26 protein-coding genes are annotated in these 20,967 nt (G+C 70.8%); 19 read left to right on the forward strand and 7 right to left on the reverse strand.

Annotated elements, in window-relative coordinates:
* Positions 1-59 precede the first annotated feature (59 nt).
* Together KV100_RS10120 and KV100_RS10125 are read right to left on the reverse strand one after the other, a co-directional pair.
* On the reverse strand, positions 60-605 hold the full coding sequence (locus tag KV100_RS10120; RefSeq protein WP_220342868.1) for a hypothetical protein: 546 nt from the start codon (positions 603-605) through the stop codon (positions 60-62).
* 42 nt (positions 606-647) lie between these two features.
* Complete coding sequence (locus KV100_RS10125; RefSeq protein ID WP_220342869.1) at positions 648-1,193, reverse strand: hypothetical protein; 546 nt, start codon at positions 1,191-1,193, stop codon at positions 648-650.
* 133 nt (positions 1,194-1,326) lie between these two features.
* Between KV100_RS10125 and KV100_RS10130 the strand changes: the two genes are divergently transcribed.
* Both KV100_RS10130 and katG read left to right on the forward strand, forming a co-directional pair.
* Complete coding sequence (locus KV100_RS10130; protein WP_220342871.1) at positions 1,327-1,761, forward strand: Fur family transcriptional regulator; 435 nt, start codon at positions 1,327-1,329, stop codon at positions 1,759-1,761.
* A 69-nt stretch (positions 1,762-1,830) separates the two neighbouring features.
* Entirely contained in the window at positions 1,831-4,077 is a 2,247-nt protein-coding gene (katG, locus tag KV100_RS10135) for a catalase/peroxidase HPI (protein ID WP_220342873.1), read from the forward strand.
* Between the two features lie 120 nt (positions 4,078-4,197).
* Here the strand turns inward: katG and KV100_RS10140 are convergent, their stop codons facing one another.
* Positions 4,198-4,890: an EcsC family protein gene (locus tag KV100_RS10140; RefSeq protein ID WP_301022959.1), complete on the reverse strand. Its 693-nt coding sequence runs from the start codon at positions 4,888-4,890 to the stop codon at positions 4,198-4,200.
* Between the two features lie 87 nt (positions 4,891-4,977).
* On the opposite strand from KV100_RS10140, the gene aat reads away from it, so the two are divergent.
* The 3 genes from aat to KV100_RS10155 all read left to right on the forward strand — a co-directional run bounded on the left by aat (position 4,978) and on the right by KV100_RS10155 (position 7,031).
* A complete protein-coding gene (aat, locus tag KV100_RS10145; RefSeq protein WP_308289472.1) occupies positions 4,978-5,649 on the forward strand; it encodes a leucyl/phenylalanyl-tRNA--protein transferase in 672 nt (223 codons plus the stop codon).
* A 135-nt stretch (positions 5,650-5,784) separates the two neighbouring features.
* Positions 5,785-6,057, forward strand: coding sequence for an HU family DNA-binding protein (locus KV100_RS10150; protein ID WP_220342875.1), 273 nt, complete (start codon positions 5,785-5,787; stop codon positions 6,055-6,057).
* A gap of 83 nt (positions 6,058-6,140) precedes the next feature.
* Positions 6,141-7,031: an Fpg/Nei family DNA glycosylase gene (locus KV100_RS10155; protein ID WP_220342877.1), complete on the forward strand. Its 891-nt coding sequence runs from the start codon at positions 6,141-6,143 to the stop codon at positions 7,029-7,031.
* Positions 7,032-7,034: 3 nt separating this feature from the next.
* Here KV100_RS10155 and KV100_RS10160 read toward each other — a convergent pair whose 3' ends face one another.
* The gene (locus KV100_RS10160) at positions 7,035-7,349 is read right to left on the reverse strand and encodes a rhodanese-like domain-containing protein (RefSeq protein ID WP_220342879.1); all 315 of its coding nucleotides are present in this window, start codon (positions 7,347-7,349) and stop codon (positions 7,035-7,037) included.
* 140 nt (positions 7,350-7,489) lie between these two features.
* Here KV100_RS10160 and KV100_RS10165 point away from each other — a divergent pair, with 140 nt between their 5' ends.
* From KV100_RS10165 to KV100_RS10225, 13 genes are all read left to right on the forward strand, one after another.
* Positions 7,490-8,401, forward strand: a complete 912-nt coding sequence (locus tag KV100_RS10165; RefSeq protein WP_220342881.1) for a hypothetical protein — start codon at positions 7,490-7,492, stop codon at positions 8,399-8,401.
* Between the two features lie 64 nt (positions 8,402-8,465).
* Entirely contained in the window at positions 8,466-9,326 is an 861-nt protein-coding gene (locus KV100_RS10170) for a DUF5926 family protein (RefSeq protein WP_220342884.1), read from the forward strand.
* 344 nt (positions 9,327-9,670) lie between these two features.
* Positions 9,671-10,774 (forward strand): 3-deoxy-7-phosphoheptulonate synthase, encoded by a 1,104-nt coding sequence (locus KV100_RS10175; RefSeq protein WP_220342885.1) that lies wholly within the window; start codon positions 9,671-9,673, stop codon positions 10,772-10,774.
* Between the two features lie 91 nt (positions 10,775-10,865).
* Positions 10,866-12,041, forward strand: coding sequence for an acyl-CoA dehydrogenase family protein (locus KV100_RS10180; protein WP_220342886.1), 1,176 nt, complete (start codon positions 10,866-10,868; stop codon positions 12,039-12,041).
* 9 nt (positions 12,042-12,050) lie between these two features.
* Positions 12,051-13,169, forward strand: a complete 1,119-nt coding sequence (locus tag KV100_RS10185) for an acyl-CoA dehydrogenase family protein (protein WP_220342887.1) — start codon at positions 12,051-12,053, stop codon at positions 13,167-13,169.
* Positions 13,170-13,237: 68 nt separating this feature from the next.
* Positions 13,238-13,720 carry a hypothetical protein gene (locus KV100_RS10190; protein WP_220342888.1) on the forward strand — a complete coding sequence of 161 codons (483 nt, stop codon included), beginning with the start codon at positions 13,238-13,240 and terminating at the stop codon, positions 13,718-13,720.
* A 239-nt stretch (positions 13,721-13,959) separates the two neighbouring features.
* Positions 13,960-14,913 (forward strand): alpha/beta fold hydrolase, encoded by a 954-nt coding sequence (locus tag KV100_RS20165; RefSeq protein WP_308291407.1) that lies wholly within the window; start codon positions 13,960-13,962, stop codon positions 14,911-14,913.
* A 40-nt stretch (positions 14,914-14,953) separates the two neighbouring features.
* Positions 14,954-16,225 carry an RNA polymerase sigma factor gene (locus tag KV100_RS10200; RefSeq protein WP_220342890.1) on the forward strand — a complete coding sequence of 424 codons (1,272 nt, stop codon included), beginning with the start codon at positions 14,954-14,956 and terminating at the stop codon, positions 16,223-16,225.
* A gap of 25 nt (positions 16,226-16,250) precedes the next feature.
* Positions 16,251-16,721 carry a GNAT family N-acetyltransferase gene (locus tag KV100_RS10205; RefSeq protein ID WP_220342892.1) on the forward strand — a complete coding sequence of 157 codons (471 nt, stop codon included), beginning with the start codon at positions 16,251-16,253 and terminating at the stop codon, positions 16,719-16,721.
* A gap of 3 nt (positions 16,722-16,724) precedes the next feature.
* Positions 16,725-17,240, forward strand: a complete 516-nt coding sequence (locus KV100_RS10210) for a universal stress protein (protein ID WP_220342894.1) — start codon at positions 16,725-16,727, stop codon at positions 17,238-17,240.
* Positions 17,241-17,243: 3 nt separating this feature from the next.
* Positions 17,244-17,537: a DUF503 domain-containing protein gene (locus tag KV100_RS10215; protein ID WP_220342896.1), complete on the forward strand. Its 294-nt coding sequence runs from the start codon at positions 17,244-17,246 to the stop codon at positions 17,535-17,537.
* An 11-nt stretch (positions 17,538-17,548) separates the two neighbouring features.
* Complete coding sequence (locus KV100_RS10220; protein WP_220342898.1) at positions 17,549-17,977, forward strand: nuclear transport factor 2 family protein; 429 nt, start codon at positions 17,549-17,551, stop codon at positions 17,975-17,977.
* Positions 17,978-18,011: 34 nt separating this feature from the next.
* Positions 18,012-18,500, forward strand: a complete 489-nt coding sequence (locus KV100_RS10225; protein WP_220342900.1) for a VOC family protein — start codon at positions 18,012-18,014, stop codon at positions 18,498-18,500.
* Here KV100_RS10225 and KV100_RS10230 read toward each other — a convergent pair.
* From KV100_RS10230 to KV100_RS10240, 3 genes are read right to left on the reverse strand one after another with little or no spacing between them, the layout of a single operon-like run.
* The gene (locus tag KV100_RS10230) at positions 18,497-18,799 is read right to left on the reverse strand and encodes a WhiB family transcriptional regulator (RefSeq protein WP_220342902.1); all 303 of its coding nucleotides are present in this window, start codon (positions 18,797-18,799) and stop codon (positions 18,497-18,499) included. The genes KV100_RS10225 and KV100_RS10230 overlap by 4 nt on opposite strands.
* Positions 18,796-19,701 (reverse strand): transketolase family protein, encoded by a 906-nt coding sequence (locus KV100_RS10235; protein ID WP_220342904.1) that lies wholly within the window; start codon positions 19,699-19,701, stop codon positions 18,796-18,798. Before KV100_RS10235 ends, KV100_RS10230 begins: the two co-directional genes overlap by 4 nt.
* On the reverse strand, positions 19,698-20,444 hold the full coding sequence (locus tag KV100_RS10240; RefSeq protein ID WP_220342906.1) for a thiamine pyrophosphate-dependent enzyme: 747 nt from the start codon (positions 20,442-20,444) through the stop codon (positions 19,698-19,700). The genes KV100_RS10235 and KV100_RS10240 overlap by 4 nt, the downstream gene beginning before the upstream one ends.
* A gap of 54 nt (positions 20,445-20,498) precedes the next feature.
* Between KV100_RS10240 and soxR the strand changes: the two genes are divergently transcribed.
* Entirely contained in the window at positions 20,499-20,966 is a 468-nt protein-coding gene (gene soxR, locus KV100_RS10245; RefSeq protein ID WP_308291408.1) for a redox-sensitive transcriptional activator SoxR, read from the forward strand.
* Position 20,967: the final 1 nt, after the last annotated feature.

Genomic DNA, 20,967 nt, shown 5'->3' on the forward strand with positions numbered 1-20,967 from the left:
GTTCATCCAGGTCTTACGCCCGAGATCCTGGATGTTCTGCACACATCGGGGAGGAGAGGTCAGCCGCGCTTGACGTAGCGGCTGTAGCGGGTGCGCTCGTCGTACCAGTCGTGACCCTCGCCGACGCGGGCGATGATCGCGGCACGCACCTTGACGCGCGGGCGGGTCGTCTTGGTCAGGCAGCGGACGGGCACCGAGATGGTCGTCTTCTTGCCGTTCCAGGACGTCTTGATCCCGCTGCAGGGAAGCGGTGTGTAACTGCTCGGATCGTCACCGCGCTGCCAGCCGAGGGACTTGTCGGTCACCGCGCCCTGGCGGTTGCGCTTGACCGAGACGATGTAGGCCCAGCGGCCGCTGTCACGGGTCTTGATGTTGAGCTCGGTGATCGCGAGCTTCTTCTTGTTGCGGTTCGGGATCGTCAGCACACCGCTGACGCGGTGGTCGCCGTTCTTGACCCGCAGCTTGGTGATGTCGGCGACCCGCGGGGCATCGCCGCGCGGGTCCTTCACGTCGGTGGTCGCCGCCTGTGCTGCGGTCGGCACCATGCCGACGGCCAGGACGGAACCTGCCGCTACTGCGCCGATGCGCATCCATCGTCTCGTCATGAGTGAACCTCCTCGTTCGTTTTCCTTGTCCAACCCGTGTCGTCAGCCGCGTCGGACGAAGCGGCTGAAGCGGGTGAGGTCGTCGTACCAGTCGTGTCCCGGCTCGAGCCGGGTGATGATCCCGGCGCGCGCCCGCACTCGACGGGCACTGGTCTCCGTCAGGCAGCGGACGGGGACCGAGATCGTGATCTTCTTGCTCTTCCACGCGGTCTTGATGCCGGTGCACCGCAGCCGCCGGGACGTGGCCGGATCGTCGCCGCGCTGATAGAAGAGCCCCTTCTTGGCGGCCTGGCCGTTGCCGGCAGGGGCGATCGAGACGATGTAGGCCCAACGGCCGCTGTCCTTCGTCCGGATCATGAGGTCGATCCCGGCGTACTTCCGCTTCTTGTGGTGAGGCACGGTGAGCACACCCGTGACCCGGTGTTCGCCGTTCTTGACCCGGAGCTTGGTGATGTCGGCGACTCGCGGGGCATCGCCGCGCGGGTCCTTCACGTCGGTCGTCGCCGCGTGCGCCGTCCCTGGGATCAGGCCGACGGCCAGGACGGAGCCCGCCGCTGCTACGCCGATGCGCATCCATCGTCTCGTCATGAGTGAACCTCCGCGTTCGTCATGTCGGTTGCTGACGTCCGTCCATGGCAGCACGAGGGAGGGTCAGCCCCGCCGTGCTGTGCTGCGGGACCCTTTTTTTGACTCATTCAAGAAAAGCAGCCACACTGAGCCCATGCCCCCCGCACCCGAGATCGAGCTGCTGATCCGCGCGGCGACGCTGCGCGTGACTCGGCCCCGGGTCGCGGTGCTGACCGCCGTGCACGAGGCGCCCCACGCCGACACCGAGACGATCATCGCCGCCGTACGCCGCCGTCTGCCGACGGTGTCGCACCAGGCGGTGTACGACTCGCTCCGCACGCTGGCCGATCACGGCCTCGTCCGGCGCATCCAGCCCTCCGGCTCGGTCGCCCGGTACGAGGCGCGGGTCGGAGACAACCACCACCACGTCGTCTGCCGCTCGTGCGGAGCGATCGCCGACGTGGACTGCGCCGTCGGCGAGGCTCCCTGCCTGCACGCCTCCGACGACCGCGGCTTCGTGATCGACGAGGCCGAGGTCGTCTTCTGGGGCACGTGCGCCTCGTGCGCAACCACTGCTCAGGACGTGTGATCCGTCTCGTCCCTCCCGCCTTCACCCCCAGCAGTACCCCGTAGTTCAGCAAGCCCTGGAAAGGAACACATGTCCGAGAACCACGACGCCGTGATCGGCGAGGTCAACGAGGATCAGCCCGCGGGCGGATGCCCCGTGGCGCACGGCAAGACCGCGCACCCGACGCAGGGTGGCAGCGGCAACCGTGCCTGGTGGCCCAACCAGCTCAACCTCAAGATCCTCGCCAAGAACCCTGCGGTCGCCAACCCGCTCGGCGAGGACTTCGACTACGCCGCGGCGTTCGGTGCGCTCGATCTCGACGCCGTGAAGCAGGACATCTCTCAGGTCCTGACGACGTCGCAGGACTGGTGGCCGGCCGACTTCGGCCACTACGGGCCGTTCATCATCCGGATGGCGTGGCACAGCGCGGGCACCTACCGCGTCAGCGACGGTCGCGGCGGTGCCGGTGCGGGCCAGCAGCGCTTCGCGCCGCTCAACAGCTGGCCGGACAACGTCAACCTCGACAAGGCCCGCCGTCTGCTGTGGCCGGTCAAGAAGAAGTACGGCCAGAGCCTGTCGTGGGCCGACCTGATGATCCTCGCCGGCAACGTCGCGCTGGAGACCATGGGCTTCGAGACCTTCGGCTTCGCCGGTGGGCGCGAGGACGTGTGGGAGCCGGACGAGGACGTCTACTGGGGCCCCGAGACCGAGTGGCTGGGCGGCGACGCCGGCGGCGCCGAGCGCTACACCGGCGACCGTGACCTCGAGGATCCCCTCGCGGCGGTCCAGATGGGTCTCATCTACGTCAACCCCGAGGGTCCCGAGGGCAACCCGGACCCGCTGGCCTCGGCCCGCGACATCCGCGAGACGTTCGCCCGCATGGCGATGAACGACGAGGAGACCGTCGCGCTCATCGCCGGCGGCCACACGTTCGGCAAGACCCACGGTGCGGCCTCCGCCGACCTCGTCGGCCCCGAGCCCGAGGCTGCCCCGCTCGAGGGGCAGGGCTTCGGTTGGAAGCAGGGCCACGGGACGGGCAAGGGTGACGACGTCATCAGCTCCGGCCTCGAGGTCACCTGGACCTACCACCCGGTCCGGTGGGACAACGAGTTCTTCCACATCCTGTTCGCGTACGACTGGGAGCTCATGGAGTCGCCCGCCGGTGCGAAGCAGTGGCGTCCGAAGCACGGTGCCGGCTCGGACCTGGTCCCGCTCGCGCACGATCCCTCGCAACACCGCGAGCCGCGGATGCTGACGTCCGACCTCGCGCTGCGCTTCGACCCCGTCTACGAGCAGATCTCGCGTCGCTTCAAGGACGACCAGGCCGCGTTCGCCGACGCGTTCGCCCGCGCGTGGTTCAAGCTCACCCACCGCGACATGGGACCGCTGGCGCGCTACCTCGGCCCCGAGGTCCCCAGCGAGCAGCTCCTCTGGCAGGACCCGCTCCCCGAGGCCTCGTACGAGACGATCGACGCAGCTGACGTCGCCGCGCTCAAGGATCAGATCAAGGCCACCGGCCTGACGGTCTCGCAGCTGGTCACCACGGCCTGGGCCGCGGCCTCGTCGTTCCGGTCCAGCGACAAGCGCGGTGGCGCCAACGGTGCGCGCATCCGCCTCCAGCCGCAGGCCGGCTGGGAGGTCAACAACCCCGACGAGCTCGCAGGCGTGCTCCGTGCGCTCGAGGGTGTCCAGGCGGCGTTCAACGCGTCGCAGACCGGCGGCAAGCAGGTCTCGCTCGCCGACGTCATCGTGCTCGCCGGCAACGTCGGCGTCGAGCAGGCCGCGCAGGCGGCCGGCTACGACCTGGAGGTGCCGTTCGCGCCGGGTCGCGTCGACGCGTCGCAGGAGCAGACCGATGTGGAGTCCTTCGCCTACATGGAGCCGAAGGCCGACGGATTCCGCAACTACGTGGGCAAGGCCACCCGTCTGCCCGCCGAGTACCTCCTCGTCGACAAGGCCAACCTCCTCGGCGTCAGCGCGCCGGAGATGACGGTCCTCGTCGGTGGCATGCGCGCCCTCGGCGCGAACTACGACGGTTCGTCGCTGGGTGTCCTTACGGCCACCCCGGGCACGCTGACGAACGACTTCTTCGTCAACCTGCTCGAGCTCGGCACCACCTGGACGCCGAACGACGACTCGGCGCAGACCTTCACCGGCACGACGGCGACGGGTCACACCTGGACGGGCAGCCGTGTGGACCTGCTCTTCGGGTCCAACTCGGAGCTCCGTGCGCTCGCCGAGGTCTATGCGAGCGACGACGCCAAGGAGAAGTTCGTCCGTGACTTCACCGCGGCGTGGGTCAAGGTCATGAACGCCGACCGGTTCGACCTGGTCTGACGCTCCGCCCAGCACCAGCACGCGCCCCGGCCTGACGGGTTCGCCACCGGATTCCTCGCGGATCCGGTGTGCAGCCCGTCAGGCCGGGGCGCTGGTGCGTACGGCCGCGGGTGCGGGCCGTCAGCGTGGCAGTGCGAGCCGCCGGTCGCGCAGCTCCTGGCGCGCGTACGAGGCGATCTTGGCGGTGTGCCTCGCGTCGGCGACCAGGCCGACCCCTCCGCCGAGCAACGGCACCTTGCGGACGATCATCGAGGCGCCCTGCTTGCCGCTGACCCGGCCGAAGAGCGCGGTGGTCACCTCTTGGGCGACGCGGTCGTCGAGGCTCGGGTCGTGGACCGGCGAGGTCGCCAGGCCCATCGGCGTCGTCGGGATGCGTCGCTCCTTGACGGCCTTCTTGATCTCGTCCTTGCCGAGGAGGCACGCCATCACGGCGTTGCGGACCCGCGGGTCGTCGAGGTCGTAGCCACGGAGGTAGGCGATGGCGGCCACCATGTGGCACTGGAGGACGGCCAGCCCGGTCACGTTGGCGGGGACCGTCACGATCATCGACGCGATGCCACCGACGTTGGTCAGGAAGCCCTGGGCCCCGGCGTAGCGGACGTGGATCGCGACGGTGTCGTCGATGGCGTCCTCGACCCTCCCGCCGGCGAGCGCGAGCCGGGCGTCGGCCGCGACCCGGACCGGCTTGAAGGGACCCACGCCGTCGATCGCCCGGTCGAGCAGCACACGCACGTATCCGGACGTGACCTTCGGTCCGGCCGACATGGCCACGCGCGGTCCCACCATCTTCGCGGTCGTCCTGGCGATGCCCACACGTCCTCCTGAGTAGTCTGCGCTCCATCGTAGGAGGTACCCACTGAGCCAGCAGGTAGCCGGCGGCCCCTGGATACAGTCAGGCCTGTGACGCCGCAGCCGCTGCCGCCGAACCACTGGGAGTTCGGCCGTACCCACTGGCCGGACGACGACTTCGTCGGCATCGGCGCCGATCTCGAGCCCGGCACCCTCGTGGCGGCATACGCGGCCGGGATGTTCCCGATGCCCGTCGAGCCGGAGGGCCCGATCGGCTGGTGGTCCCCCGTGCAGCGCGGCGTGCTGCAGCTCGACCGGCTGCGTGTCACCCGCTCGCTGCGCAAGTCGGCCAAGCACTTCACCGTGACGGTCGACACAGATTTTCACGCCGTCGTGGAGGCCTGTGCCGACCCGTCGCGGGAGGGTGCCTGGATCGACGGCCAGATCGCCGCGGCGTACTCGCGGCTGCATGATCTCGGATGGGCGCACTCGGTCGAGGTGAGAGGTACGGACGGCGCCTTGGTCGGGGGGCTGTACGGCGTTGCGGTCGGCGGCCTCTTCGCAGGTGAGAGCATGTTTCACCGCGAGCGCGACGCGTCCAAGGTCGCCCTGCTGAGTCTGGTGGAGCTGCTGTCCGACGAGTACGCCGCCCAGCGGCTCGTGGACGTCCAGTGGCTCACGCCGCACCTGGCGTCGCTCGGGGCCGAGGCATGGCCCCGCGACACCTACCTGGACACCCTCCGAAGGGTCGTCGACACACCGCTCCCGCCCCCGTGGCGCTGAAACCACCGGCGTCGTGGGCTAGTGTCAAGGCGCACCACACCGGCGTGGGGCCCCGGAAATCCGGGGAAGTTCGGCATTTCTCCCTATGCTGGTGTGCGTCCGAGACAACCCAGTCCCACCACGTCGGAGGAACCCGTGAACCGTACTGAACTCGTAGCCGCAGTCGCCGAGACGGCCGGCACCACCAAGGCCGACGCCGACGCGGTCCTCAGCGCTTTCGGCGACACGCTGATCAACGCCGTCGGCAAGGGCGAGAAGGTCCAGATCCCGGGCCTGCTCACGGTCGAGCGTGTCGAGCGCGCAGCGCGCACCGGCCGCAACCCCGCGACGGGCGAGACCCTCGAGATCCCCGCCGGCCACGGCGTGAAGGTCACCGCCGGCAGCAAGCTGAAGGCCGCCGTCAAGTAAGACGTTCCACGAAGGGACCCCGGGCACGCGTGAGCGTCCCGGGGTCCCTCGCGTTCGTGGCCCCGGGACGGCACACTGGTCACGTGCCCGAGCTGCCCGAGGTCGACGCGCTGGTCGACGACCTGTCCCGCCGTCTGGGGGTCACCGAGGGTGAGCCCCGTGCGATCGTCGCTGCCTACCCGGCCGCGATCAGCGCGCTCAAGACCTACGACCCGCCCGTCAGCGCTCTGACCGGTCTCGTCGTCGACGGCGTGACGCGACGGGGGAAGTTCCTCGACATCTCCGTCGGCGGACTGCACCTGATCATCCACCTCGCCCGTGCCGGCTGGTTGCGCTGGAAGGACGAGCAGCCCACGACCCCGCCGCGACCCGGTGGCGGCAAGAACCCGTTGGCGTTCCGCATCGTGCTCGACGACGGGTCGGGGTTCGATCTCACCGAGGCGGGGACCAAGAAGGGACTCGCGGTCTATCTCGTCCGCGACCCCGCCGAGGTCCCCGGCGTCGCCCGACTCGGGCCGGACCCGCTCGACGGCACGTTCACGATCGACGTCTTCCGCCAGATCCTCGAGTCCGCCGGCCGCTCCCAGATCAAGGGCGTGCTGCGCGACCAGGGGCAGATCGCCGGGATCGGCAACGCCTACTCCGACGAGATCCTCCACGTCGCCAAGATGTCGCCCTTCAGGTCGGCGAGCGCGATCGTGGCGTCCGAGGAGGACCTGACGACGTTGTACGCCGCGATCGGCACCACGCTCCGCGAGGCGATCGCGCGCGCGGACGGGCTGGCGGCGTCGGAGCTCAAGAAGGAGAAGAAGTCAGGACTGCGGGTCCACGGCCGTACCGGCGAGACGTGCGAGGTCTGCGGCGACACGATCCGCGAGGTGTCATTCGCCGACTCGTCCCTGCAGTACTGCCCCACCTGTCAGACCGGCGGCAAGCCGCTGGCGGACCGGCGGATGTCGAAGCTCCTGCGGTAGCGCTCAGACGAGCCGTCGGCCCGCCTGGTGCCAGGCGATGACGCCCCCGGCGAGGTTCACGGCGTCGACACCGCGCTGCTGGAGGAAGGCGGTCGCGCGAGCCGACCGTCCGCCTGAACGGCAGTAGACCAGCACCTGACCCTCCGCGGGCACCTCGTCGATCCGGGCAGCGAGATCACTGAGCGGGATGTGGAGCGCACCGTCGACGTGCCCGCTGGCCCACTCGTCGTCCTCGCGGACGTCGACGACGACCAGCCCTGCGGGAAGGGGATCGGGCACGCCGGCGACGTCCACGGTCGGGATGGTGTTCTCGTCCATGTCTCCATCCTCTCAGCCGCCTCCACACGCTCCACGAGTCGCGCCCTCGGTGAAGGCGGTGCTCTCGCGGCGACCGCTGGGTTGGCTAGGCTGAGCCCGCCGGGCGCGTGCGTGCTCGCCCGTGCGCGAGGAGGAGAGCCATGTCGCAAGGCCCGCAGGACCCCTACGGACGGCCGTACGGCTCCGGCCCCGGTCAATCCTCGGGCTCGTCCTGGGGTGGTCAGCCCGGGCCGTCCCAGCCGGGTGCCCCGCAGGGGCAGTCGTGGTCCGCGCCGCACGCCCCGCCGACGGCCCGCGGCCGTGACGTCGAGAAGTCGTCCCCTTGGGGCATGGTCGCCGTCGTCGCCCTCGGCCTCGGGACGCTCGTCGCCCTCGGTTACGCCGCGTTCGCGCTGACCGCCCGCCGCGGCATCTTTGCCGACCTCTCCGACGACCCGTCCTCGGTCAGCCGCAGCGTCGCCGAGGACAGCGACTCGCTCAACGCGTTGCTCGTCTCCGCGACCGTGCTCGTCGTGGTGCTCGCGGTGCTCCTGTGGATCGTGGCTCTCGCCGCCGGACGCGGGCGCACGCTGCTCGGCTGGATCGGACTCGGCGTCGCGGCGATCGGTGGGCTCGTCGCGGCCGGTGGTGGGGCGATGACCAGTGGCGTGGAGTCGGCGAGCGAGGTCGACGACGCCGTCACCGGATATCTTCTCGTGGGTGCCGGCATGGCGGTGCTGGCGATCGGGCTCGCGCTCGGGATCCTGGCGCTGCTGTCGTCGCGGGACGCGTCGACCGGCGACGGCTCCTCTGGCTCGCCCTACGCGGCACCGCAGCAGCAGTCTCCTTACGGCCAGCCGGGTGGTGGTCAGCCGCAGCAGGCGCCGTACGGCCAGCCGCAGCGACCGCCGTATGGTCAGCACCAGCAACCCCCGTACGGCCAGCCGGGTGGCCAGCCCCAGCGACCGCCGTACGGTCAGCCGCAGCAGCCGCCGTACGGACAGCCAGGTCAGCCGGGGCAGGGTCCCCAGCAGCCGCCGTACCCGCCGCAGGGGCCGACCGGCGGCCAGTGAGCCGCGCCGGACCCCGACGCCGACGCCGTACGCCGTACCCCACCGACACTCAGGAGAAGCCGCCATGGGCAAGCGATCGCGCCGCCGCGTCAAGCCGGAGAAGGCCGAGCGGGTTCCGTTCCGCGCCAGGACCTTCGAAGGGCTTCCGGGAGAGTGTGACTGGGTCGCGCTGCGCGAGTTCGTGCCGTCCGCCACGGCGACGGTCGCCCTGCGGCCCGACGTCGCGGAGAGCACGACCGTACGGGTGTGCACCTTGCTGCCCGGCGCGTCCGCCGGTCTCGTCCGCCCCGACGGCGAGCTGTGGCTCGGCCTCCAGGTGACGCACAACTTCGGTGACGTCAGCCGTGATCTGGCCGCCGTGGTGGAGCAGGGCCTCGAGACCGAGCCGGGCACCGAGATCGTCATCGCCGACCCGGGGGCGGGACGGCGGTTGCAGGACCTCGTCGACCCGGAGTCCGACTTCCCCGTCGACGTGCAGGACGGCTTCGACTTCTGGACCGCCGGCGTCGACGACCCCACGGGTGCCGTGGCGGGTGCGATCGAGCAGGCCAACGAGGTCGTGACGCCGACCGAGCGGCTCGAGGAGGTCGACGCCGCCTACTGGACGCAGCTCGGCGAGCGACAGTTCCTCCGCTGGGTGATGCCCCACGACGAGGACAAGCTCCTGACCGCTCTCGCGCGGCTGCACGTCAGCGGAGACGACCGTCTCGCCGACGACGTGCGTCTCATCGGGTCGTTCCGCGCGCACGGGCTGCTCGTCCCTGTGTGGGAGATGCTCGAGCCCACGCCGGCCGTCGCCCTGGAGGGCCCTGCAGCAGCGTTCGAGTCGCGGCTCGAGGAGGCGCTGGCCGACTCCTCGCCGCTGACGAGCGAGCAGCGCGGGGCGCGCAACGGGCTCGCGAACCGTCAGATCACGGTGCGTTGATGCCCGGTCGAGAAGGCTCTCCGAGCAGGTGATCCAGGTCATCGGACGGAGGACTTGAACGCCCGTTCAGGATGCCCTACAGTCTTCCTTAGACCCCGGTCGCTACTGTATCCCCCGTCAGCAGCGGCTGGGGTCTTCCCATGCCAGCACCACCCCAGGTGCTACTCTCGGCCCCATGTTGAGCGGGCGATTTTATGGGCGCGACGTGCTGGTGCAGCCAGCGGTCGGCGCCTGACCCACCGACCCGCTCAGCAAGCCAGCACAGGCACGGACCACACGGTCCGTGCCTTTCGTCATTCGTGGCGGTGCCGGCGCAGGACCGGTGCCGCCGAGAGGAAGTGCCGATGTCCAGCTCAGCCCCGGCCCGTACGACCCCCACCCCCGGCCGCACGCCGACGAGCGACCTCCGCGTGCGTGCCCTCGAGCCTCTCGAGCGCCCCCGCGACGTCGTCGCGGCCCGCCCGCTCGGTGATGCCGCCGCCGACCTGGTCGCGCGGTCGCGCGACGCGGCGGCCGCCATCATGTCCGGCGAGGACGACCGTCTCCTCGTCGTCGTCGGGCCGTGCTCCATCCACGACCCGAGCGCGGCGCTCGACTACGCCCACCGGCTCGCACCCCTGCGGGAGGCCTACGCCGGCGACCTGGAGATCGTCATGCGGGTCTACTTCGAGAAGCCCCGCACGACCGTGGGGTGGAAGGGCCTCATCAACGATCCGGGGATGGACGAGTCGTACGACGTCCGCCGTGGCCTGCGGCTCGCCCGCTCGGTGCTGCTCGACGTGCTCGCGACCGGCCTGCCTGCGGGCACCGAGCTGCTCGAGCCGACCAGCCCGCAGTACCTCGCCGACGCCGTCTCCTGGGGTGCCATCGGCGCCCGCACGCCGGAGAGCCAGGTGCACCGGCAGCTCGTGTCGGGCCTGTCCATGCCTGTCGGCTTCAAGAACGCCACGGACGGCTCGGTCCAGGCGGCGATCGACGGCTGCCGGGCGGCGGGCGCGGAGCAGACGTTCTTCGGGATCGACGCGGACGGTCGGGCGTGCGCCGTCTCCACGAGCGGCAACCCCGACTGCCACGTGATCCTGCGCGGCGGGCACGCCGGCCCCAACTACGGCGTGGAGTCTCGGCGGTCCGCGCTCGGGCTGCTCGAGCGCGCCGGGATGCCGGCGCGCCTCGTCGTAGACGCCAGCCACGGCAACTCCGGCAAGGACCACGTCCGCCAGGCTGCCGTCGTCCGCGAGCTGGCCGGTGACGTCGCCGGTGGGGACCGCGGGATCGGCGGCGTGATGCTCGAGAGCTTCCTGGTCCCCGGCAAGCAGGCGCCCGCGCCGGCAGACCTGACGTACGGGCAGAGCGTGACCGACGCCTGCATCGGCTGGGACGTCACCGCCGACCTGCTCGAGGAGCTCGCGCGCGCCTCGGCGACGCGGCGGGCAGCATCCGGGGCCTAGGCTGAACACCTACCCCCGGGTAGCCGGCTAAGCGCCCGCTTACTTAGGGTGTGCCCCAGACCACGTCGTACGGCCCCACAGGAGAGCGAACATGAGGCTCGCGCTGACACCGGAGGACGCGCAGCTCCAGCAGGAGCTCCGCGAGTTCTTCACCACCAAGGTCCCGCAGGAGATCCGCGACACCGTCCGCAGCGGTGGAGAGCTCTCCAAGGAGCAGATCGTCGAGGCGCAGCGCGCCCTCAACGCAGGCGGCTATGCCGTCCCGAACTGGCCCGTGGAGTGGGGCGGCAAGGGATGGACGCCGCTGCAGCGCCACATCTGGCTCGACGAGATGCAGACCGCCGGCGTGCCCTCGCCGCTCCCGTTCAACACGAGCATGGTCGGTCCCGTGATCGCCACGTTCGGCTCCGAGGAGCAGAAGGCGCGGTTCCTGCCGGCCACGGCGAACCTCGACATCTGGTGGTGCCAGGGCTTCTCCGAGCCCGACGCCGGGTCGGACCTGGCCTCGCTGCGCACCACCGCCGTCCGCGACGGTGACGAGTGGGTCGTCAACGGCCAGAAGACCTGGACGACGCTCGGGCAGTACGCCGACTGGATCTTCTGCCTCGTACGCACCAACCCCGACGCGCCCAAGAAGCAGCAGGGCATCTCGTTCGTCCTCTTCGAGATGTCGACCCCCGGCGTCACGGTGCGACCGATCAAGCTGATCGACGGGTCGTACGAGGTCAACGAGGTCTTCTTCGACAACGTGCGCGTCCCCGCCGACCAGCTCGTCGGCGAGGAGAACCACGGCTGGGACTACGCGAAGTTCCTGCTCGGCAACGAGCGCGACGGCATCGGCGCCACCGGCAGCACCAAGCTGCGTCTCCAGATCGTCAAGGAGCACGCCTCGGTCCCGCTGGCCGACGGCAGCCGACTCATCGACCAGCCGGCGATCGCCGCCCGCTTCGCGTCTCTGGAGAACCAGCTGCTCGCGCTCGAGCTCACCGCGCTCCGGGTCGCCGGCGGCTCGAAGGACGGCAAGCCCAACCCGGTCTCGTCGATCCTCAAGCTCCGTGGCTCGCAGCTGCAGCAGGACGTCTCCGAGCTGGCCGTCGACGTCGCCGGGAGCGACGTGCTGGCCGCCGGAGCCGGAGACGACTCGGACGTGCCGGCATGGGCGGGCCGCTCCGTACCGACGTATCTGAACCTCCGCAAGGTGTCGATCTACGGTGGCTCCAACGAGGTCCAGCGCACGATCATCGCCGGCACGATCCTGGGACTGTGAGGGACTGACATGGATTTCACGCTGGACACCGAGCAGGTTGCTCTTCGGGACGCCGTCCGCGGCATCCTCGGCGGATCCGCCGCCAACCGGGAGAAGGTCGTCGCCACCGAGCCCGGCTGGGACCGTGACGTCTGGGGCCGTCTCGCCGAGATGGGGCTGCTGGGGCTGCCCTTCGACGAGGCGTACGACGGCGCCGGCGCCGGGGCCGTCGAGGTCGGGATCGTCGCCCAGGAGATCGGGCGCGTGCTCGCGCCGGAGCCGTTCATCGACGTGGTCGTCGGTGCCGGTGAGCTGATCGCCGACGCGGGCACCGAGGAGCAGAAGCAGGAGCTCCTTCCCAAGATCGCTGCCGGCGACCTGGTCGCCGTGATCGCCCACCAGGAGCCGCGTGCGCCGCACGGGACGGTCGCCTACGGCGTGACCGCCACCCCGTCGGCGGACGGCTGGACGCTCGACGGCGTCAAGGAGCCGGTCCGTCACGGCGGCGTCGCCGACGTCCTCGTCGTGAGCGCGAAGGACGGTGAGACGACACGGCTGTTCGTCGTCGACGCCCACGCCGACGGTGTCACCCGCACGACGTACGCGACGCCCGACGACTCCTACGCCGCCCGCGTCGTCCTGACCGGGGCCGTCGCGACCCCGCTCGGTGAGGCCGGCGAGGATGCTCTCGCACGGGCGTTCGCCCGCCTGCAGACGGCGTACGGCGCCGAGGCGATCGGCGCGATGGAGATCTCGGTCGAGACGACCGTCGGCTATCTCAAGACGCGCAAGCAGTTCGGGGTCACGCTGTCGAAGTTCCAGGCGCTGACGTTCCGGGCGGCCGACATGTACACGTCGCTCGAGCTGGCCCGCTCGGTCTCGCTGTGGGCGACGATGTCGCTGGCCGAGCACGGGCCCGACCCCCTGGTCGCCTCGCGCCTGCAGGCCGAGATCGGTCGCACCGCCCGGCACGTCAGCCAGGAGTCGATCCAGCTCCACGGCGGCATCGGCGTGACGGCGGAGTACTCGATCGGCCACTACGCCGCACGGCTGACCGTGCTCGAGCGCACGCTCGGCACGGAGGCCTACCACCTCGGACGCGTCGCCGAGGGCATCGACGGCCGCGGCATCGTCGAGCTGCTGCGCTGACATCGGACGGGGTCGGCGGCACACCCGCCGACCCCGTACCCGTGCCGCCCGACCGTTACTGTGCCGCCATGCACCGACTCCGTACGGCCTGGGCGGCGGCGCCGCTCGCCCTGCTGATGGCGTGCGGTGGCGGTGCGGACGACCCTTCTCGGGTGTGCACGATGATCGGCTCGTCCGCCGGGATCGGGGTCTCGGTCGAGCCGCCGCTGGCGACACAGGCGGTGACGGTCCGGACCAGCGTCTGCTGGGACGGCGTCTGCGTGGACGACCAGTCAGCGCTGACGCCGGGCCGGGTGGCCGTCGACCAGGGCTGTGACGGTGACGGTCCCGACTCCTCCTGCGGCGCCGTCATGAGATCGGACGGGACGATGGTGAGCTTCGTCGAGGTCCCCGAGCTGCCTCTCGAGCGGGTCGAGGTGACGACCGTCGTGCAACGGCGCGACGGCACCGAGCTCCGTCGTGACGTGGCGCGGGTGACCCCCCAGGCGACCTATCCCAACGGCAGGAAGTGCGGTCGCGGGGGCAACCAGGCAGAGCTCTCGATCCGGTGACGTCGAGACCCTGACTCGTCCGATGAGTTCGGCAGGCGCGCCGAGTCGAGGCTGCATGAGCACCTTCGTCCTCATCCCCGGAGCCGGCGGCCACCCCGGCTACTGGTCCCGTCTCGTCCCCGCCCTCGAACGCCGCGGACACACCGCGGTCCCCGTCGACGTGCCTCAGCACGACGAGTCGACGGGCATCGAGGACCATGTCGAGATCGTGCTCGCGGCGGTCGCGGAGCGCGGAGCGCGTGGCGCCGCACGACGACCCGCCGGTCGTGGTCGCACAGTCCATGGGGGCGTTCATCGGCCCTCTGGTGTGCGAGCGCATCCCCGTCTCCCAGCTCGTGCTCCTCAACCCGATGATCCCTGCGCCCGGCGAGACCGCAGGGCGAGTGGTGGTCGGCGACCGGGAGCCCTCCGAGCGGTCGTTCGCCGAGCCGTGGCCGGCGCGAGCGTGGCCCGACGTGCCGACCGCCGTCGTTGCCGGGACGGACGACCGGATCTTCCCCATCGCGTTCCAGCGGCGTGTGTCGCAGGAGCGGCTCGGACTCACCCCGTACGAGGTGCCCGGGGGCCACCTGGTCGCGCTCAGCCGTCCCGAGGAGCTCGTCGACCAGCTCGAGGCGCTCGTCGTCCCGACCCGCTCGGACGAGCCGTACGAAAAAGTTCGTGACCCGTGTCGAAAACCCGGCGGCTGGTTCGGCGTAGGGGTGAGGCACCGCTCCGGCACTAGGGTCGGAACGGACTCGATCGACAAGGAGAACGACATGCGAGTCATGGTCATGGTGCAGTCCACGCCGGCGTGGGAAGCGCAGGGTCAGATGCCCTCCACCGAGATGCTGGCGGCGATGGGTGCCTACAACGAGGAGCTCGTCAACGCCGGCATCATGCTGGACGGCGACGGCCTGAAGAACAGCGCCGAGGGCGCTCGGGTCGTCTTCGGCGACGGGGAGACGCGGGTCGTCGACGGGCCGTTCACCGAGAGCAAGGAGCTGCTCGCCGGCTACTGGATCTGGGAGGTCAAGTCCTTCGAGGAGGCCGTCGAGTGGGCGAAGCGGATCCCGAACGATCCCAGCGAGCCCGGCCAGGTCGAGCTCCGGCCGATCTTCGAGGCCGAGGACTTCGGCGCGGAGTACACCCCCGAGCTCAGGCAGCAGGAAGAGAAGCTCCGCGAGCAGGTCCAGCACCAGCACGGCTCCTGAGGACGAGCGGCAGGAGCGCGGAGCGGTAGGAGCGCAGCGGATGCCCGGCGACGTCGGTCGGACGATCGACGCGATCTGGAGGATCGAGTCGGCGCGCGTGGTCGCCGGGCTGGTCCGCATCGTCAACGACGTCGGCTACGCCGAGGACCTCGCGCAGGACGCGCTCGTGGTCGCGCTCGAGAAGTGGCCGCGCGACGGCGTCCCCGACAACCCCGGGGCGTGGCTGACCAAGGTCGCCCGCAACCTCGCGGTCGACCGGGTCCGCCGCGACCAGAACCTCACCCGCAAGTACGCGGTGCTGGCGCCAGACCTCGAGGAACAGCGGCGCGCCGCGCTTCCGATGCCCGAGGACGTCGTCGGCGACCCGGTCGGTGACGACGTCCTGCGGCTCGTCTTCGTGGCCTGCCACCCTGTGCTGACCCGCGACGCCCAGGTCGCCCTCACCCTGCGGATGCTCGGCGGGCTGTCGACGGACGAGATCGCCCACGCCTTCCTGACCCCGGCGGCGACGGTCGGACAGCGCATCTCGCGCGCCAAGCGCACCCTCTCCGAGGCGCAGGTCCCCTTCGAGATCCCTTCCGCCGAGGAGCTTCCCGGTCGACTGGCGGCGGTCCTCGAGGTCGTCTACCTGATCTTCAACGAGGGCTACTCGGCGAGCTCGGGCGACCGGGTCGTCCGAGAGGACCTGTGCCGCGAGGCCATGCGGCTCGGGCGCGTGCTCGCTGCGCTCCTGCCGCAGGAGCCCGAACCCTACGGACTGGTCGCGCTGATGGAGCTCCAGGCGTCACGCTTCGCCGCCCGGACCGACCGGCACGGCGCCCCGGTGCTCCTCGACGACCAGGACCGCTCGAGGTGGGACCGTACGCTGATCCGCCACGGCCTGGACGCGATCGACCGCTCCGTCTCGCTGCGACGCCCGCTCGGGCCGTACACACTGCAGGCCGCCATCGCCGCCTGTCACGCCCGGGCCGCGCGCCCTGAGGACACCGACTGGGAGCGGATCGTCGCGCTCTACGACGGGCTGGCGGCGCTCAACCCGTCGCCGGTGATCGCGCTGAACCGTGCCGTCGCGGTGAGCCGGGCGTTCGGCCCGGCCGATGCCCTGCGCGCCTTGGAGCCGCTCCGGCGCGATCCTCGGATGGCGTCCTACCATCTTCTCCCGAGCGTGCGGGGCGACCTCCTGGTGCGGCTGGGCCGCGACGGGGAGGCGGCGGTGGAGTTCGAGGCGGCCGCGCGACTGGCAGGCAGCGTCCACGACCGCCGCGTCCTCATGGAGCTGGCGGCGGCCGCCCAGGCACGCGCCGAGAGGTGAACCCCTAGCCCCTACGGTGTGGCAGGTGGAGAGCCTCGACATCGCGCCGCTCGACGTCACCGACGCCGAGACGGCCGCAGAGCTGCTGGCCGTCCAACGACGGGCGTACGAGGTGGAGGCCGCGCTGATCGACTTCCCGGAGCTGCCGATGCTGCACGAGACGCTCGAGGAGCTGCAGGAGAGCTCCGAGCTGTTCCTCGGCGCGTACGCCGAGGGCGTGCTGGTGGGAGCCGTCTCGTGGGAACGCCTCGACGACGGCACGATCGACATCTTCCGGCTCGTCGTCGACCCGCCGGCCCATCGTCGCGGCGTCGCGTCGTCGCTGCTGGAGGTGCTGTCCGCGCTCGAACCGACCCACCGCACGATCGTCTCGACCGGCAGTCGGAACGCTCCAGGCCTGGCCTTCTACGCCCGCCACGGCTTCGTCCCCGTCGCCGAGCGCGAGGTCGCCCCGGGAGTTCGCCTCACCGACCTGGAGCGCCTCGCGATACCGTGAGGCATGACCACGAAGGAGATCGACTTCGACGGTGGGATCCTCGTCGGCCACGACGGCTCCGACTTCTCCGACCAGGCGGTCGAGTGGGCTCTGGAGTACGGCAGGCTCACCGGTCAGCCGGTGACAGTGACCCGTGCCTGGGTGCTCACCACGGCACCCCGCCCCAAGACGTGGGAGCCCGGCTACATGCCGCCCCTGGAGGACTTCGCCGCGGCGGTCGTCGAGGTGCTCGACGACGACCTCGCGCCACTCCGCGCCAAATACCCTGAGGTCGACGTGCGCACGTGCGCCGTCCACGGCAAGCCCGCGACGCGCATCATCGAGGCCTCGGAAAAGGCCTCGACGGTCGTCGTCGGGCGTCGCGGGCTCGGCGGCTTCAAGGGACTCCTGCTCGGGTCGGTGAGCGAGCAGGTGGTCCGTCACGCGAAGGCCACCGTGGTCGTCATCAACCCCTCGGGTGGTGACGAGTCGCCGGACGCCCGCAACGTCCTCGACTCGAGCTTCTCCGACGACGCCTGAGAGATGTGGGTCGGCACGATCGAGTTCTCCCTTCTCCTCGGTGACGTCCATACGCTCAAGGAGAAGCGCGCGTTCGTGCGCCCGCTGGTCTCGGACCTGCGCCGTACCTTCGACGTGTCGGTCGCCGAGACCGACGACCAGGACCTCTATCGTCGTGCCTCGATCGGGGTCGCGGTCGTCGCCGGCGACAACTCGCACGTGATCGCCGTGCTCGACAAGCTCGAGCGGTTCGTCGCTAGCCGTCCTGAGGTCGACCTGCTCGGGACCCACCGTTCGTTCTTCAACACCGAGGACTGAGGAGTCCCCCCGTGACCGATGCCGCACAACGCTTCCGTACCGCCGTCGAGGCTCGCGACCTGGACGCGTTCGACGACGTCTTCGCCGCCGACGTCACCTTCCACAGCCCTGTGAAGTTCGCGCCGTTCGAGGGCAGGGAGGTCGTCAAGCAGGTGCTCGCCCTGGTGATGGCGGTCTTCGAGGACTTCCGATACGTCGGGGAGCTCCAGGGCGCCGGGTCGCGCGCCGACGAGGGCGCGCCAGTGCCGTCCGAGATCCTCGTCTTCCGGGCGAGCGTAGACGGGAAGGCGCTGCACGGGATCGACATGCTCCAGCTCGACGAGGACGGCAAGGTCGCCGAGCTCACCGTGATGGTGCGGCCGCAGTCGGCCCTGCACGCGCTGCGAGACGCGATGAACCGTGCGATGACCGAGGCAGGGTTCGCGCCGGCAGCGTCTTGACCTTCACATCAGTGTCAACGCCTACGGTGTCAGCATGGAGGCACGTCCTACCGACAACCCGGTGAAGCAGCTGCGGCTCGTCGTCGAGGCCGACGACTACGACGAGGCCGTCCGGTTCTACCGTGACGTTCTCGACCTCCCCGAGCAGGTCGCGTACGAGGGTGACGGGGACGCCCGGGTCACGATCCTCGAGGCAGGCCGGGCGACGCTCGAGATCGCGAACCCTGCCCAACGACGCATGATCGACGACGTCGAGGTCGGCCACCCCACGACCCCTCGGCTGCGGGTCGCGTTCGAGGTGGCCGACGGCGAGGAGCGTACGGCCCGGCTCGTCGAGGCGGGAGCCGAGCTGATCGCCTCACCCCGGGAGACGCCGTGGCGCTCGCTGAACGCGCGGCTGGAGGCTCCCGCAGGCCTCCAGATCACGATCTTCGAGGAGCTGCTGGCGAGGTCGGAGCGCGAGCGCAGCGACGACTTCGCCACCGACGCTGAGCGCACCGAGGCCGAGCGCAGCGACAACTAGAGGATGTCGTGGCGCCGGGGGCTCCGCTCCGCTCTCGGTCCGCACCGTGCGGGCGGTCGGCCGCGACCCCGCTTGTGCGCGACCGGCTGGCCCTTGACGAAGACCTCGCCGCCCCAGACGCCCCACGGCTCCCGGCGGGTGAGGGCGGCGGCGAGACAGGCGTCGCGGATCGGACACGCGCGACAGAGCGCCTTGGCGCGCTCGATCTCGTCGGCGTGCTCGGCGAACCAGAGGTCGGCGCCGGCCACTCGGCAGGGGACGTCAGGCGCATCGAGGGCGGCCCTGGCGACGGCGCTCATCCGACCAGCTCCTTGATCTGGGCACGGATCCCGGGCGCGTCGAGACCGTGCGCGGCAGCGTGATCCTTCGGTGACCCGTACCGCCGTAGCTCGGAGTCGCGCGGGACACCGACGTGGAGCACCCGGCTCGGACGATCCACCAGCGCGGCCGCGACGGCGGCAGCGCTCGTGCCCTCGAGGTACGGCTCGACCATGGCGACGACCGGCGTCGGCCCGGCGAGCGTCCGGAGGCCGTGGGCGTCGAGGGGATGCGGCGTCGACGTGTAGGCGACACGGACGGCAAGATCTTGGGTGGACTCGAGGACGGTGTCGAGCAGCGGGCCGACCACGACCACCAGCGGAAGGGTGTGCCGGCCCCCGCGCACGACGTGGAGCCGACCGTCGACCGGGTGGGGACGGGCGTTCTGCGCGGACGACATCCGCACGTAGACCCGCTGATCGGTGGCCGACTCACGGCGGACCATGCGGGCGAGCTCCTCGGCGTGACCCGGCACGTGCACGGTCCACCCCGGCAACGCCGAGATCAGCGCGACGTCGGCGGGCGCCTGGTGGGTACGGCCGGCGGTGCTGGCGTCGTACGAGGCGCCGGTGCTGACCAGGAGCGCTCCGACGTCCTGGTGTCCCAGGTCGAGCTTGAGCTGCTCGTAGGCGCGTTCCACCAGGAACGGGGCGTAGGTGTGGACGATCGGCCGCAGCCCTGCGAGCGCGAGGCCGCCGGCGACCCCGACCATCGTCTGCTCCCGGATCCCGACGTCGATCACGCGGTCCGGATGGCGCGCGCTCACGTCGGTGAGGCCGCTGGAGCCGATCACGGCGAGGACGACAGCGACCCGTGGATCGCTGTCGAGGAGGGGCCCGAGCTCGGAGTAGAAGCGTTCGCGCATCGGCGTACGGGTGGTCATGCGGCGCTGTCCTTCGTCCTGGTGTCCATGCCTTGCTGGTTTTCTGACCGGTCCGGGGCCAAGAACTCGTCGGTCGTGCGGGCCACGATTGCGGTGGGACGTCCGGGGTCGATGTGTCGCAGCGCCGTACGAAGAGCGGCGTGGTCGCGCCCGTCCACGTCGGCCGTCTCCCACTCCTCCAGCGCGAAGCGCGCGGCGATCCCGCCCGGCCAGCCGAACTTGTCGCTGTGGTTGTCGAGGACGACGCAGGTCAGTCCACCGAGCCGCAGGCGCCCCGCGACCGCGATCGCCTCCGCGTTGGAACCCTCGTCCAGCTCGCCGTCTCCCACGAGCACCACGACCCGGGCGGGGTTGCGCTGGGCGCGCAGACCGAGCGCCAGACCGACGGCGAGAGGGAGCCCGTGACCGAGCGAGCCGCTGCCGATCTCGACGCCGGGAACGAGCGTGCGGTCCGGGTGGTGCCCCAACCGCGACTCCCACGAGGCGACGTCGTCGAGCCACGACACGGGGATGAATCCCTTGGCAGCGAGGACGGCGTAGGTCGAGGCGGGCCCGTGCCCCTTCGACAGGAGGAACCGGTCGCGCGTCGGGTCGTCCAGACGGTCTGGGGCGACGTCCAGGACCTGGTCGTAGAGCACCCAGACGACGTCGAGCGTCGAGTGCGCGCTCGGGTCGTGCTTCTCGTCACCGGTGATGCGAGCGAGGAGGTCGTGGATCGGTGGAGGGACGGTCGTCGTGGCCATGCGGGTATCGTGCGACTTCAAGTCGACATGAGGTCAAGCGTGCAAGGAGCCACGGTGATCAGCGAGCCCGACCTGACGATCGGCGAGGTCTCGGAGCGCAGCGGGGTGGCGCCGTCAGGCCTGCGCTACTACGAGTCGCTGGGGCTGATCGAGTCCGAGCGGACGGCCGGCAACCAGCGTCGCTACGGGCGCAGCGCGCTGCGCCGCGTCGCCTTCATCCGGACTGCGTCGCGGATCGGCCTGTCGCTGGACGAGATCCGCGACGCCCTCGCCACCCTCCCCGAGGGGCGCACGCCGACCAAGAAGGACTGGACCCGGCTCTCACGGTCCTGGCGACCGCGCCTCGATGCCCGCATCGCCGAGCTGGAGAGACTGCGCGACAGCCTCGACTCCTGCATCGGGTGCGGGTGCCTGTCGCTCAAGACGTGCGCGCTCAACAACCCCGGCGACCGAGCCGCACGGCTCGGGCCCGGGCCCCGCTACCTCGAGGGTGACAAGCCCGCCGACGCCATGCAGGCGTGAG

Origin of the sequence: Mumia sp. zg.B21 (genome assembly GCF_019550855.1) — a bacterium.
Classification (GTDB): Bacteria; Actinomycetota; Actinomycetes; order Propionibacteriales; family Nocardioidaceae; genus Mumia.